Source organism: Rhizobium sp. PRIMUS64, from assembly GCF_023006465.1.
Lineage (GTDB): Bacteria > Pseudomonadota > Alphaproteobacteria > Rhizobiales > Rhizobiaceae > Rhizobium > Rhizobium leguminosarum.
In genome coordinates, this window is the sequence record NZ_JALBGX010000157.1 from 1 (window position 1) to 14049 (window position 14049).

14 protein-coding genes are annotated in these 14049 nt (G+C 60.6%); 7 read left to right on the forward strand and 7 right to left on the reverse strand.

Annotation, left to right across the window (positions count from 1 at the left end; translation table 11 throughout):
• Positions 1–342: 342 nt before the first annotated feature.
• Entirely contained in the window at positions 343–636 is a 294-nt protein-coding gene (locus tag MOV76_RS34120) for a hypothetical protein (RefSeq protein WP_047622352.1), read from the forward strand.
• Between the two features lie 52 nt (positions 637–688).
• Here MOV76_RS34120 and MOV76_RS34125 read toward each other — a convergent pair whose 3' ends face one another.
• A complete protein-coding gene (locus MOV76_RS34125) occupies positions 689–1540 on the reverse strand; it encodes a class I SAM-dependent methyltransferase (RefSeq protein ID WP_247266187.1) in 852 nt (283 codons plus the stop codon).
• A gap of 166 nt (positions 1541–1706) precedes the next feature.
• On the opposite strand from MOV76_RS34125, the gene MOV76_RS34130 reads away from it, so the two are divergent.
• The 3 genes from MOV76_RS34130 to MOV76_RS34140 all read left to right on the forward strand — a co-directional run bounded on the left by MOV76_RS34130 (position 1707) and on the right by MOV76_RS34140 (position 3960).
• Entirely contained in the window at positions 1707–1883 is a 177-nt protein-coding gene (locus MOV76_RS34130) for a hypothetical protein (protein ID WP_018241692.1), read from the forward strand.
• Between the two features lie 62 nt (positions 1884–1945).
• Complete coding sequence (locus MOV76_RS34135) at positions 1946–3334, forward strand: sensor histidine kinase (RefSeq protein WP_247266178.1); 1389 nt, start codon at positions 1946–1948, stop codon at positions 3332–3334.
• Between the two features lie 2 nt (positions 3335–3336).
• The gene (locus tag MOV76_RS34140) at positions 3337–3960 is read left to right on the forward strand and encodes a response regulator transcription factor (RefSeq protein ID WP_047622355.1); all 624 of its coding nucleotides are present in this window, start codon (positions 3337–3339) and stop codon (positions 3958–3960) included.
• Positions 3961–3987: 27 nt separating this feature from the next.
• On the opposite strand, the gene MOV76_RS34145 is transcribed toward MOV76_RS34140, so the two are convergent.
• Positions 3988–4533: a hypothetical protein gene (locus MOV76_RS34145; RefSeq protein ID WP_247266179.1), complete on the reverse strand. Its 546-nt coding sequence runs from the start codon at positions 4531–4533 to the stop codon at positions 3988–3990.
• Between the two features lie 284 nt (positions 4534–4817).
• Here MOV76_RS34145 and MOV76_RS34150 point away from each other — a divergent pair, with 284 nt between their 5' ends.
• The 3 genes from MOV76_RS34150 (at position 4818) to MOV76_RS34160 (ending at position 6552) form a co-directional block, all read left to right on the forward strand.
• Entirely contained in the window at positions 4818–5306 is a 489-nt protein-coding gene (locus tag MOV76_RS34150) for a hypothetical protein (RefSeq protein WP_247266180.1), read from the forward strand.
• Positions 5307–5476: 170 nt separating this feature from the next.
• On the forward strand, positions 5477–6271 hold the full coding sequence (xth, locus tag MOV76_RS34155) for an exodeoxyribonuclease III (protein ID WP_247266181.1): 795 nt from the start codon (positions 5477–5479) through the stop codon (positions 6269–6271).
• 98 nt (positions 6272–6369) lie between these two features.
• A complete protein-coding gene (locus MOV76_RS34160; RefSeq protein ID WP_018241686.1) occupies positions 6370–6552 on the forward strand; it encodes a hypothetical protein in 183 nt (60 codons plus the stop codon).
• Between the two features lie 47 nt (positions 6553–6599).
• On the opposite strand, the gene MOV76_RS34165 is transcribed toward MOV76_RS34160, so the two are convergent.
• The 5 genes from MOV76_RS34165 to MOV76_RS34185 form a co-directional block, all read right to left on the reverse strand.
• Positions 6600–8684 carry an FAD-binding protein gene (locus MOV76_RS34165; protein ID WP_247266182.1) on the reverse strand — a complete coding sequence of 695 codons (2085 nt, stop codon included), beginning with the start codon at positions 8682–8684 and terminating at the stop codon, positions 6600–6602.
• Positions 8681–9859, reverse strand: coding sequence for a Gfo/Idh/MocA family protein (locus tag MOV76_RS34170; protein ID WP_247266183.1), 1179 nt, complete (start codon positions 9857–9859; stop codon positions 8681–8683). Before MOV76_RS34170 ends, MOV76_RS34165 begins: the two co-directional genes overlap by 4 nt.
• 24 nt (positions 9860–9883) lie before the next feature.
• Positions 9884–11539, reverse strand: a complete 1656-nt coding sequence (locus MOV76_RS34175; RefSeq protein WP_247266184.1) for a GMC family oxidoreductase — start codon at positions 11537–11539, stop codon at positions 9884–9886.
• 1 nt (position 11540) lies between these two features.
• On the reverse strand, positions 11541–13091 hold the full coding sequence (locus MOV76_RS34180) for a GMC oxidoreductase (RefSeq protein WP_247266185.1): 1551 nt from the start codon (positions 13089–13091) through the stop codon (positions 11541–11543).
• 15 nt (positions 13092–13106) lie between these two features.
• On the reverse strand, positions 13107–14049 hold a 943-nt coding region (locus tag MOV76_RS34185; RefSeq protein ID WP_247266186.1), incomplete at its 5' end, for an ABC transporter ATP-binding protein.

The following is a 14049-nucleotide window of genomic DNA, read 5'->3' on the forward strand; positions in this document are numbered from 1 at the left end:
ACAGCTGCGCCAACGGGGCCGCCGACGATCGCCCCAGTGACCGCGCCACCGGCGGCACCGTTGACGGTCGAGGACTGGGCGAATGCGACGCCCGACATGAGGGTCGCGGCAGTTGCCGCACCGACGATAAGCTTGGAGATCATTTTCTCCTCCTTCTGTTTCGAGGCGGCCTTCGTGACCGCTGCCAACCAACTAGCTGGACGCAGGGTCGTTCCACGCCTCAGACCTCAGTCTGATCGACCCCGGCCTTTGGTCCCAAACCCATTCCAAGGCCCGTTGCCGACGCTAATTCAAGATCGAGAACCCCGCATAATCGCGGGCATAAGCAGGAGATCGAAAGAGATGGCGCGATCCAACCGCCGGGAAGCCGGACGCAGGCGCCTGGCGATGCGTCTGCCGCATATGCGGAAGTTGATCATGGAAGCGCGCGACCCGTGGCAGCTGGAGCTCTTCGAAGCCTATCAGATGGCAGTCGAAGCCCGCGACTCCGTTCGAAGGCGACGGTTCAATCCGAACCTGGTGCTAGAGTACGACGAAACCTGTTTGGTGATCGAGCGGCACGTCATCTGCGCGATAGAGGAAGCCTCCTACGCGCACCAGTTGAAGTCCGACGAGCCGTCATACCCGGGCGGATAGATCTCTTGCGACGGTATCGCCTGATTGAGACGACAGCCTGCGCCACGGAGTCTTATGGTGCGCGGCAGGCGACGATGAGCGCGCTCATGCCGCCGCAAGGACGGGCTCCGTAGCGCGATTCCACGCGCTCGGCCACTTGAGCGACGATTTCCGGCATACGCTCCTCCGGCACCCGCCGTTCGACCTCTCCCCTGAGCGGAGTGCCTTGGCAGAACGCCGCAGCCACGTCGCGCGCGGTGGCCGCGACTGACGTCAATTCGACCCGATCGCAGGATACCGCGTCAAACCCCGCCGAAGTCAGCTGCGCCTTGATCGGATCGGGGTCGAAGTAGGAATATTGCAAGCGCCTGAAAAAATCCGGCGGATCCGACGGGAAGAGGCTTCCCAGGCATTCGTCCACACATCTTGCGAAGTCGTTGGCCTCGATTGAATCCCACGTCGAGAACAGGAAACGACCTCCGTTCCGCAACACTCTTTTGGCCTCGCCATAAGCCTTCAGCTTATCCGGAAAGAACATTACGCCGAACTGGCAGACGACGAGATCGAACATCGAAGACGCGAACGGGAGATCTTGCGCATCGGCGTGCATCCAGTGGGTCCGCGACATCGTCAGCGATGGTGCGCCAACGTCGATCATCGCCTGGCTGAGATCGGTGGCAACGATCTCCGTTGCCGGATCAAGCGTCGCCCGCAGAGCACGAGTCAAGGCGCCCGTCCCTGCCGCGACTTCGAGAACGCTGCCCGGCTTCAATCGCTCGGCGACGATCGCCATCTCCGAGGCATTGGGCTCGAAGAGAATCGGCACGAGATGGCTGTCGTAAAATTCGGCGACGCCTTGCTCGAACGGCTGGAGAGAAGCGATAGATGCGGCGCGGGCGCTGCCTTCGAAGTCCATGGAAATCATCACTCACAAGCCTCCAAACCCAAGTCGGTCGGCCAGGAAGTATGTCTGTATCTGCCGATGTCTACGGGGGTCAGACCTTGGTCCCAACCTCCTCCGACCGAAGTCCCGGAGGTGGAACGCGCATCGGACTCGCGCCGTTTCGAACGATACTGAAGGAGATCCGAACATGAACCAGAGTCATAGATCCAGAGTGAATGACGCCTGTAACGCGTCCGTCTTCGCCCTTGTTATCGTTCTGGCCGCCCTTCTCTACGTGTTTGGCGCAGCCATGTCGGGCGATACCGTCGGGCTGACCCAGAGCATAAGAGGCGCCGAGGTCTTCGACACCAGGAATGTGCCCTGACGCTGTTTGGAAAACTCTAAAGACGCGGTAGGTTAATCGGGCAGTCTCTTACCGGTATCAAAATGAATTGGCTTCGTCGCTGGAATGCCCGCTCACTCGCCTCCCAGTTCTTTATCGCGGGTGGGCTCATATCGATCGCCGCCATGTTCGTGGTGGGCTTTTTTGTAAGTCACCTGATAGAGGAGGCCGTCATCCACAATTCAGGCGCGGCGACGGCGCTTTATGTGGACAGCGTGATCGCGCCACTACTTCCCGATATGCAAACAGAGTCATTGCTTGATGAAGCGAGTGCTCAGGCTCTGGACGAGACACTCGGTCAAGGTGCGCTCGGCAAGCGCCTTGTTTCGTTCAAGCTGTGGCGAAGCGACGGCACCATCCTCTATTCGAACGAAAAGGAGCTGGTGGGCAGGAAGTTTGCGGTAAGCGACAAGCTGCAGAGGGCATTCGCAGGATCTCTCGTCGCGCGCTACGAAATCGCCAGCGATCCGGAAAGCGACAAGGAGCGCGCGCTCGGCAAACCGCTCATGGAGATCTATAACCCTGTGCTCCAGCCGTGGTCCGGACAAGCGGTCGCCGTCCTTGAATTCTACGAGACAGCACAAGGACTGGGCGATAGTCTGGCGCATGCCAGGCTCCGGAGCTGGGGCGCCGTCACCGCTCTCACGGCGACCTTTTTCCTTGTTCTCTCCGTTCTGGTGTTCCGGGGTAGCCGCACGATCGAGACGCAACGCAAGGATCTCAAAGAACGGGTCGATGAACTGTCTGCACTGCTGGCGGAAAACCGCGGACTCCAACGACGACTGCAGCGCGCCTCCCAGCGGGCGGCAGCGCTGAACGAAACTTATTTGCGCAGCATCGGTGCAGATCTGCACGACGGTCCAGCCCAGCACATTGCCTATGCCTCACTGCGCCTCGACAGCGACATGTTGATCAATGCGTCCACCCAGCCCGAAGCGCGTGAAAAAGAGCTTGCCTGGATACGCTCGAGCCTTGCCGAGGCGATGACGGAGATCCGCAATATCTGCAGCGGACTGGTGCTTCCGCAGATCGAGAAGTCCTCAATCACCGAGATCGTCACGCGGGTCGTCGAAGCGCATCAACACAAGACCGAGACCCATGTCGAAACGATTATCAACGAAGATGGACCGGACCTTCCTCCTGCCGTGAAGATCTGTATCTATCGCTTCATTCAGGAGGCCCTGAATAATGCCTATCGCCACGGTGGCGGCGTTCAGCAGGCTGTCAGGGCTGTCTCGCGCAAGGGTCATGTTCGTGTCGAAGTCAGCGATCACGGCGACGGCTTCAATCCGAGCGAGGTGAGACCAACGAGCCTCGGCCTCGTGGGGTTGCGGGAGCGCGTCGGCAGCCTGGGGGGATCCTTCGACATCAAGACAGGCGAAGAAGGAACGACCGTGACCATGATCTTCGAGCCAATGGAAGTGGGAGAGTAGCGATGACATCAATCACCATCGGCGTCGTGGACGATCATCCGCTTTTTCGAGAGGGTGTAACGCGTAGCCTGTCGGAGATCAGCGGCTTTGTCGTCGTTGGTGAAGGAGCCAGCAGCGACGACGCGGCGATGATCGCCTCAGACAACCACCCCGACATCATGCTTCTCGACGTCTCGATGCCCGGCGGCGGGCTGTCTGCGGTCAGTGACGTCCTGGCGCGGAGTCCGACAACGAAAGTGCTGATGTTGACGGTATCCGAGGAGGTGGACACCTTACTGGGAGCTCTGCAACGGGGTGCGATGGGTTATGTTCTGAAAGGTGTCGGTTCGCGAGGCCTCGCCGAAGCAATCCAAACCGTCCTGCGTGGCTCGCGATATATCTCGCCGACGATGTCGGCAAAGGTCATGGAGAATTCGCTGAATGGCGGAACCTCCGACAAGAGCAGTCTGACGCCACGGGAACGCGAGGTGATGGATCTTGTCGCCCAAGGCATGTCAAACAAGCATATCGGCTTGCGTCTCAGCCTGCAGGAAAAGACTGTAAAGCACCATATGACCCAGATTCTGAGCAAGCTTGGTGCCTCGAACAGGACGGAAGCGGCTCTGCAATGGCGCGAACGGCGCTGAAAGAAGTTATTGCCCCGCTATCACGCTTCAGCGAAGAAAGCGGCTCAGCCGGCGGGCATCGTTGGCCGTCGCCTGTCGATTTATGATCGTCCGGCCTTTCGAGTCCTTCATAATGTAGCGACCGCGCTGCAGGACTTCAGTGATACCATTCGAATGACGGACGTCGATCGAGCCATCGGACGCTGCCGTCGCTTTCGTTCCCGATCCTACTGACGACCCTGAAGACGAGGAAGAGGATCCCGTGCTGCCGGTGGAACTCCCACCATTGCCATTCCCTGAGCCATTGCTGCTGCTGTTGCTGCTGCCACCACCATTGCTATTGCCATTCCCTCCCCCGTTGCCGTTACCGCCGCTGTTGCCATTCCCTCCCCCATTACCGTTGCCGTTCCCACCGCCGTTGCCGTTCCCACCGCCGTTGCCATTCCCACTGTTGCCGTCTTTTGCCTGCGCGCGTTCCATAGCCAGAACAGGAAGGAAACCGCCGAGATTCAATGTGGCTGGTGATGCGGCAGCGACGAGAGCGACGGCCGCGCTGCCGCCCAATCGCAGAAAATCGCGTTTCCGGATACTCATGCCATAGCCTCGTTCGTCCGCCGTTTTCCCATGCAAAATATGACGCGTAAGATTTCTCGCTGTTCCGCAGACAAATTGCAACCGACCTAGGTAGTAGGCGCCGGCAAGACTTTGGTCCGGCTTAATTGATTGCCATACTCGGCGTCCAGAAAAGTCCGAGCGATCGCAAGCCCAGAGTCACTCGCTTCTCCATCTCTGTTATTCTGTGAGGTCAGGAAGCATTTCTATGGAACTTCTCCCCTCGTCGTCGCTTTGTTTGTCGAAGTGCAACAGAGGAAACCCCGATGGCAAACCCGAACGAATCCCCCGCAGTCCAGTCCATGCGAAAAGAGCAGGCAGAGCAGCGGAAGCAGACCCGAAAAGGCGAACTCGACAAAGCAATCGAGGACACCTTTCCGGCGTCCGATCCGGTGTCAGCCACCCACACCTCAATTCCCGCCGGCCGCAGCGACGTCGACGCGGCCGAGCGTGTGAAGCGGGAGCCCGATCCCACCAAGCTGGAGGACGAGTTTCCGCTCGTGGATCAAGCCCTGCGCTCGACCGGTGAAGCTGCCCGCTCCTCCGATATCGATCGCGAAAAAATGTGCGGTCTTCAGAAAGAAGCCGGTCGGATGGCCGAATCCGCTTCGGATCTGGCTTCTGGAACAGCCCGCCTGGCAAAGGCGGAGGCTCGCACATTCGTCCACGACCTCGAGGATCGCATACGCCGGCAGCCGCTGACAGCGGTCGCAATCGTCGCCGGCATCGCCTTCGTCTTCGGTGCGACGCGTTGAGGAGCCAAGTGGCAGTCGGCTCGCTCGATCACCCCGAGAGGGTTCGGCCGGCGGGACATTACGGTGTGGAGAGCCGCCTCCATTGGGACGATTGCGGGCGGGGAATTCCTGAGGCGGAAACTCAGGAGCGTTTCTAGAGCCTGTCCGTGCTTCGACTTCCGGGGGGCATCGTGAAAATTGCAACCTATAACGTCAACGGCATCAATGGACGGCTGCAGATCCTACTGCGCTGGCTCAAGGAGGACGCCCCTGATGTGGTCTGCCTCCAGGAACTGAAGACAGACGACGCCGGGTTTCCACGAAAGGAGATCGAACGGGCCGGCTACGGCGCCGTCTGGCATGGACAGAGATCCTGGAACGGGGTGGCCATCCTGGCGAAGGGCAAGACCCCGATCCTGACGCGGCGCGGTCTTCCCGGCGATCCGGACGATACCCACAGCCGGTATATCGAAGCTGTCGTCGACGGTATCCTGATTGGATGCCTCTATCTTCCGAACGGAAATCCGTTCCCAGGAGCAAAGTTCGATTACAAGCTTCGCTGGTTCCGTCGCCTACACGAATATGCCATCGAACTCCTCGATATCGGGGTGCCTTCGATCCTGGCCGGCGACTTCAACGTCATGCCGACGGAGATCGACGTATACAAGCCGGAACGCTGGCTGGACGATGCCCTTTTCAGGCCGGAAGTGCGCAAGGCCTATGCTCATCTCGTCGCCCAAGGCTGGACCGACGCCGTCAGACATTTGCATCCAGAGGAGCGGATCTACACCTTCTGGAAATACTGGCGAAACAGCTTCGAACGTGACGCTGGGCTTCGGATCGACCACTTCCTGCTCAATCCGGCCGTCGCACCGTGGCTGCAATCGGCGACCGTCCGGCGAAAGCCGCGCGGCTGGGAGCATACGAGCGACCACGCGCCAGTCATGATCGAGCTCGACGTTTCGGGGGCGGAAGCCGACCTATGAGCCGCGGGCGAGGGAACCTGTCATGTCGCCGAGAGTTAGCTTTTACAGCGCCAATGCAAAGGACCTGCCCCACAACTCTCCAACCTGATGTGACCGATATGGACGAAAGCAAGAACTACCTGAACACCGACGAGATCCAGGCCGATGATCAGCTGTCGCCGAAGCCGGTCGAAGGCAAGGATCCGCCAAGGCGGGTGCGCAGAAGCGAGGAAGCCATCGCCGAAGGCTCTGACGATACCGAGCGCGTCCGGGTTCAGCCTCCCGTTGCAAATCCTGATTGATAAACCCATGGACCCTTCTCGAAGTGATTCAGGTTCCTGGCATCACCTCAGTTGCCAGCATCCAGATCGTAAATGCGGCCCGTCAACCAGGCTGGCCAGTCTCGCTCGAAAAAGGATCTGGCGCTTTCATCGAAAGTGCGGTTCGCACGCGTTGAAAGCCTAATCTCATCGCCATCAAGCCGAACGACGATCTGCTCCTTGCGATGCACTTCGCGTTCCTTTCGGAAACGATAATCCTGCAACGGCCCTGCGCTCGCAAGCGGAAGGGATTCGCCCTCCGAATCGCATATTGCGCGCGCCCCACGGCTGCCGCCTCCATTGCGAATGAAGAAATCAAGTGCGCTGAGCACGGCTTCCGACGCGAGCGCCATATGCCGCCATTGCACACCTCGAACCGCCTCCGCTGCGCGACCATAGGCAATGCCGTCGGCTCGAATTTCAGCGTTCAGTTTCCGCGCTTCGACCAAGGCTCTGCCTACGCTCTCCTGATCGCAGATGATGCCAGCCTTCTCGCTCATTCGTGCCTGCACTGCCAATCGGATTGATTTGACGGTGAGCGGGCTCTCCTTGCGAAGGCCGGCAAGGAGGTCGGCGATGCCCGCCTCTGCGATATCGGCTACATCCCCCGTGGGGTGCCGCTTCGCCCTTCGGCTCGCGCTGATGTGCTCGCCCGCCCGGGTGCCGAAGACCTGCCCGGCATTGAGCGCCGCTCCACCCGGCCTCGTCACGCCGTGGGTGCCCGCCGCTTCTCCAACCGCGTAACAGCCGCCGAGATTGCTGCGGCCCCAGGTATCGACCATGATGCCGCCGTTCATGTGCTGGTTGTTGACCGCAAATTCTAGCGGCTTTTCGGCAATATCGATCTTGTAGCGGCGGTAGAGCTCGATCGCGAGCGGGTTCATATGCTTCAAGCGATCGATCGGCATTTCCTGGTCGGCGCCGGCCTTGCCGAGATATTCGCGGACGTCTTCATCCAGTCTTTCCAGGCTGAACGGCAGATCGCCCGGCACGGATAGGGGATTGCGATTGAAATCCATAAAGACGCGCCGCCCTGCGGCTGTTTCGCTAGCGATGGCAAGGTCGACCAGGCTTGAGCCGAAATCGAGCATGCGCGTCGCGTGAAATGGCCACTGATAGCCCTTGCGGAAGATGTTCGACGCCAGCTCCTGCGTGCTGCGATAATACTCCGCCAGAAAGTGGTGCTCGGCGCCTTCGGTATCGAGCGAGTAGATATGCGGTATGGCCTGGACGTAGGTGCCGGACAGATTCCATGGGAACCCTTCCCTGCGTGTTCCGATCCCGAACTGGCTTTCGGTCAGGTTGACGAGCTGGACGCCTGCCTCAAGCGCCAATCCGAGAGAACCGAAGCAGCCGTTGGGATAAACGCTGTCGCGATAAAGTTCGCCCGGCCCGCCGGCCGCAAGCACGATCACGCCACTGACGAACAGCGCGATGCCCAGCGGGTTCTCCTCCGTGCGGTCGCTGGCACGCATGGCGAGTATGCCGACGACGTGGCGGTCAGCTTCACCACCCTCGGTGAGGATCTTGACCGCGGTGGTCTGATTGAAGAACGGCACTCCAAGCCGGATCGCCTCCTCGGCCAGCACCTTGACCATCAGGCGCGAGGTGCGCGGGCCGCAACTGGTAGCGCGGCCGACTTCGTCATGGTCGGTCTGATATCTGAGCGTTCCGCCCAGCAGATCCTGCGGCAGCGGCAGACCTAAGAACTGAAGCGACGCCATCATCCGGGACGAACCCACAGCCTCGACATAGGCCGTGTCCTCGTCCATTGCGCCACCGCTGCGGATGGCTCGGGCCATCGCCTTGTAATTGTCGCCCTGATCCGCCGTATTTGCAGTGTGAAGGGTCTGCTTGTCGGATCCCGAACAGGCCGAGGTTCCACCCCACGCGCTTTGGCTGACGATGACGACGTCATCGCCGCGCCGCTTCATTTCCACCGCGGCTCGCAGACCTGCCGCGCCGGATCCGACAATGACGCAACCCGCTCGATAGACCGGCACCTCGACGCCGGCAAGTCGGATCACTTCCGAAGGAGCGGGCTCGGTTGGTAGCCGCGGCATGTCGACATCGGTCAGTTCGTCAAGAATTTCCTGCGGAACGTCTATGGTCATCGGCGTTCAGCCAGCGGGATGTCGACCCAGCGCCTCTCGCGAGAAGACTCCATGCATGCGTCGACGATCTGGCAGATGTGATGGCCGGTATCGAATGTCGGCCACATCGGCCGGTTTGCAACGATCGAGCGGATCACCTCGGCCACCTCGATGATCTTGCTTTCATTGTAGCCTAGGCCGAAATTCGGCAGGGGAAGGAAAGCCCTGAAGGTGGGGTTTTCAGGCCCAACGTCGATCTCCCGGAAGCCGCGCCGCCCCGTTCGGTCATCGTTGGAGTAGAAGCGCAGCCGGTTTATCTCGTCATAGGTATAGGCGATGCTGCCCTTCGTTCCATAGATTTCGTAGGTCTGCATGAACTTGCGGCCGGTCGCGACACGGCTGAAATCGACGATCCCGCCAGCGCCGTTCTCGAACCGGCACAGCAGGTTCGTCGCATCGGGATTGGTGATATCGGCCCAGGTCTCATTGCCTGACAGTTTCACCTGCTCGCCATAGGCAAGGCCCTCGACGACAGGCCGGCGCCGCGTCACGACGAGATTGTCGGCGATCAACGAACTGACGCGGCCGACCAGGAAATCCATGAAGCTGAAGATGTGCGAACCGGTATCACCGACGATCCCGGTCGGCGCAAGCTTTCCATCAGCGCGCCACATGAAGGGCGCGTAGGGATCGCCATACATGTCGACGTGCTGGCAGCCGCGGAACAGCTTGATCTCGCCGATTTCGCCGGATTGAATGATGTCTTTCGCCAGATCATGGACAGGATTGCGAGGAAAGGCGTGTCCAACGCGGGTAATGACACCCTTCGCCCGGGCGATGTCGGCCAGTTCCCGCGCTTCAGCGGCGGTGTTTGCCAACGGCTTCTCGCAATAGACATGTTTGTCGGCCAGCAAGGCCGCCTTGGCCACCTGGTAGTGAAGGTGGTCGGGCAGGCAGATATCGATCAGATCGACATCCGGATCAGCGACCGCGAGATTCCAATCCTGAAGAATTTTTGCACCCGGCGCCCTGTGGGCAAGATCCCCGGCTGCCTTCGAGGGGCCTTCGACGAGAGCCACGATCCGTGCAGTTCCGTCCGACACTCCGAAGAAATGCGGAAAGGTCTGATAGGCCATCGTATGGACCTTTCCCATCCAGCCCGAGGCGCCAAGCACTGCAACTCTGACTTCAGACATTGTCGTCTCTCCTCTCGAGATGGCTTACCGGATTTCGACGCGGGCCCGAGGCCTCGCATCGTTGCGTTCGTAGGCGAAGATGGTGGGGGCAAGTGCCGGCAAGCCTCGAATGAGGTCCGATCCTTTTTCGCCGACCATGATCGTCGGGGCGTTGGTATTGCAGGACGGCACGCGCGGCATGACGGATGAATCGCAGACCCTGAGGCCTTCCAGGCCATGGACCTTGAGATCGAGCCCGACAACCGCGTCAGGCCCTGTCCCCATCTTGCAGGTACCGACCGGATGATGATCGGTCTTTGCGTTGGCGCAGCCGTAGTCGAAAAGCTGCTCGTCGGTCATGACCTTCGGTCCTGGAAGCCTTTCAGCCATGACATAGGGCTTCAGCGCCGCCTGTTGCATGATCTCGCGCGCGATCTTGAGCCCTTCCAAGGACATCGTCCTGTCGTGCGGATCGGACCAGTAGTTGGGGTCGATCAATGGGGCGGCAGCCGGGTCTGAGGATGACAGACGGACTGTCCCCCGCGAGCGCGGATGCAGATAGGCGGAATTAAGTGTCACGCCCGCATTCTTGAGCCGCTCGACACCGGCTTCGATGCCCGAACCCAGGCCGAGATGGAACTGGATATCAGGAGAACGGGCTTGCGGATCGGCGTACCAGAAGCCGCCGGTCTCGAAGAGCGACGAGGCGACAGGACCGGTGCGGAACAGGACGTATTGAATCCCCGCCCAAAGTGTCCGGTGGAGTTTTGCAACGCCATCATAGGTGTGATCGCCGGTGCATTCAGCGATGACGAAAAGATCCAGGTGATCCTGCAGGTTTTCGCCGACACCCGGCAGATCGTGGAGCACCTTGACGCCCACCGACCGCAGATGATCGGCCGGTCCTATGCCGGACTGTAAAAGCAGCTTCGGTGATCCGATCGCCCCTGATGACACCAGCACTTCGCGTTCGGCGCGCACGATCTCCAAGCCGCGCGAGGTCACGATCTCGACGCCTGTCGCACGGGCTCCCTCCACGATAATACGGGCGACGCGCGCGCCCGTCCGGACCGTCAGGTTGTTCCGGTCCTTGATCGGGGAGAGATAGGCGAGCGAAGCCGACGACCGGCGGCGGTTGCGCTGCGTGAGCTGATAAAATCCCACTCCCGCCTGCTGGCGTCCGTTGAAGTCGTGATTATAGGGAATGCCGAGCTCCTGCCCTGCACGGATATAGGCGTCGCAGATCGGCAACGGCGCAGCCGGCATCGAGACGCCCAGCGGACCGCCATAGGAGTGATAGTCGTCAGCGAAGCGCTGATTGTCCTCCGCGCGTTTGAAATAGGGAAGGATCGAGCGGTAGTCCCAGCCCTCGCAACCGTCTTCACGAGCCCAGAGATCATAATCCGCCGCGTTTCCGCGTGTATAGAGCTGGGCGTTGATGGACGAGCCACCGCCGATGACTTTCGCCTGTGTATAGCGAAGCACCCGACCTTTCATGTGCTTCTGGGAAACAGTTTCCCATCCCCAGCTGGCAACGCCTTTGGTCATCTTGGCGAAGCCGGCCGGCATGTGAAAGAGCGGATTCCAGTCGCCTCCGCCCGCTTCGAGCAGGAGTACGCTGACATCGGGATCTTCGCTCAGCCGGCTCGCAAGAACGCATCCTGCCGGACCGGCGCCAGTGATGATGTAATCGAATCCCATTTTACTGTCCTGTTGCATCCGGCCTGGCGACCGCCAGCGCCTGTGTCATGCCTGCAAAGTCCTTCGACGCGATGTGATCTGCCACTCTCAGCGCTTGGGCGGCGATGGTGAGCGCGGGATTCACCGCGGCCGAGGTGGGGAGGAAACTGGCGTCGACGACGAAGAGATTTTCGTGATCATACGAACGGCAGTACGCGTTCAGCGGCGCAGTCGCGGGATCGTTTCCGATGCGTATCGTTCCGCACTGATGCGAGGGCGTGCGCTTGTCGAACGGCCTGGACAGCACGATCGGAAATCCGATCGACTTCAGAATCCCCTTCAACTTGGCGACAAGTGCGAGATGGGCGTCCCAGTTGGTTCGTTGCCATTGGAGAATAATCCGGTCTCCATCCACCATGACGCGGCTTTCGGGGTTGGGAACGTCCTCGCTCATCGCATAAAAGTCGATGGCATGGCCTGTGATGAAGCGCAGAAGCCACTCCGGAGCCTGCGGCAGAGAGCCCTTGAGGACCTTTTCAGAGATGCGGCCGAGGAGTTGCACGTTGCCGAGGGGCGGTCCGCCCTCCCCGTCGGAGAGATAGAAGTCGTTGAAGGCAAACGTCTTCTGATAGATGGAGGTGTTCCTGAACCGCGGCGAGACCCCGATGACGGCGGACGCATTGTGATTCATGAAGTTGCGGCCCACCTGGTCGGAAGAGTTCGCCAGACCCTTTGGGAAGCGGTCGTTTTTCGAACGCAGCAAAAGCACGGATGATTGGACCGCCCCGGCGGAGAGGATCACGATCTTAGGCGAAACAGTCACCGTCTGCCCGTTCTTGATGTAGGTCACCTGGTCGATCCGGCTCCCCGCTCCAAGGTCGAGCCTCGTTACACGCGCAGTGGTTTCGAGCCGCACATTCTCGTGTCTCAGCGCCACTGCGAGGGCTGCAGTCTCGGCATCCATCTTGCCGTCCCTTGCGTTTGGATGCGCATCCCATGGCGTGCGTGCTTTGGAGAGCCAGGCGTCAAGATCCAGGCCGAGCGGTAGGGAAAACGGATGCAGGCCTTTCTGCTTGAGGCGCGCCCTGACATCGGCAATCGGCGCCTCGTCGGGGACTGGCGGGTATTCGTAGGCAGCCGTGTGATGCGGTTCGGTGGGATCTTCGCCCAAACTGCCACGGACCTGATACATGCGTTCAGCCTGGCAGTACCACGGCTCCAGCACCTCATACGGAAACGGCCAGGCTGGAGATACGCCCTCGCGGTGTTCGATGACTGCGAAATCCTCTTTGCGATAACGCGACAGCACGGCGCCGTAGAACTTCGAATTCCCGCCGACATTGTAATAGTTTCCGGGATTGAATCCCTTGCCGTTCGCCTCGTACCAGGTTTCCTTCGGTCGAAAATGTCCCCGCTGGAAGATCGCGCGTTGGTCGCGGTTGATCGGAAGGTCGGCGATATGATCGCCGGCTTCGAGGATCAATATCTGCGCGCCGGTCACGGCCAGGCCGGCCGCGACCGTGGCGCCGCCGATGCCTGAACCGATGATGACGATGTCAGGTGAACTGCTCATGTTAGCACCTGGCCATCACACGATCCGCGCCTGTGTTTCCGGATCGAAGAAGACGGCCTTGTCGAGATTGAATGCGAGGCGGGTGTTTTGTCCTGGAGCGATGCCGGTATCGGCGCGCAGGCGGGCGACGACGGATTTGCCGCCGAGCTTGGTGACGGCGAAGGTATCGGAGCCGGCCGGCTCGACCACCTCGATCAGGCAGTCGCCCTCGGTCAGCGAGCGCGCCTTGCGGTCGGCGCCATCGGGATCGGTCAAGGCCTCCGGCCGGATGCCGAAGATCACCTGTCTGCCGGTATAGGCGGTCAGGCCATTGTTGCCTGCGATGACCGGGAGCCTCAGTGGGGCGGCATTCGGTCGCTCCAGCGAGACTTCGAGCCCGCCGGCGCCGTTCTCGACGGTGGCGGTCAAGAGGTTCATTGCCGGCGAGCCCATGAAGTCGGCGACGAAGATGTTGGACGGGCTGTTATAGATCTCGGCCGGCGTGCCGAACTGCTGCAGCACGCCGTCCTTCAGCACGGCGATCTTGGTCGCCAGGGTCATCGCCTCGATCTGGTCATGGGTGACATAGACGAAGGTGGTGCCCATGCGCTGATGCAGCCGCTTGATCTCGGTGCGCATGTCGACGCGCAGCTTGGCATCGAGGTTGGAGAGCGGCTCGTCGAACAGGAAGACCTGCGGATTGCGCACCAGCGCTCTCCCCATGGCGACACGCTGGCGCTGGCCGCCGGACAGCTGGCTCGGCTTGCGGTCGAGCAGATGACCGATCTGCAGCATGTCGGAGACTTGGCCGATCGCCTTGACACGCTCCTCCTTCGGCACGCCGCGGATCTCCATGCCGAAGGCGATGTTGCCGGCCACCGTCATGTTCGGATAGAGCGCATAGGACTGGAACACCATGGCGATGTCGCGCTTGGAGGGATGCAGACCGCTGATGTCGCGCCCGTCGATCTTGATATCG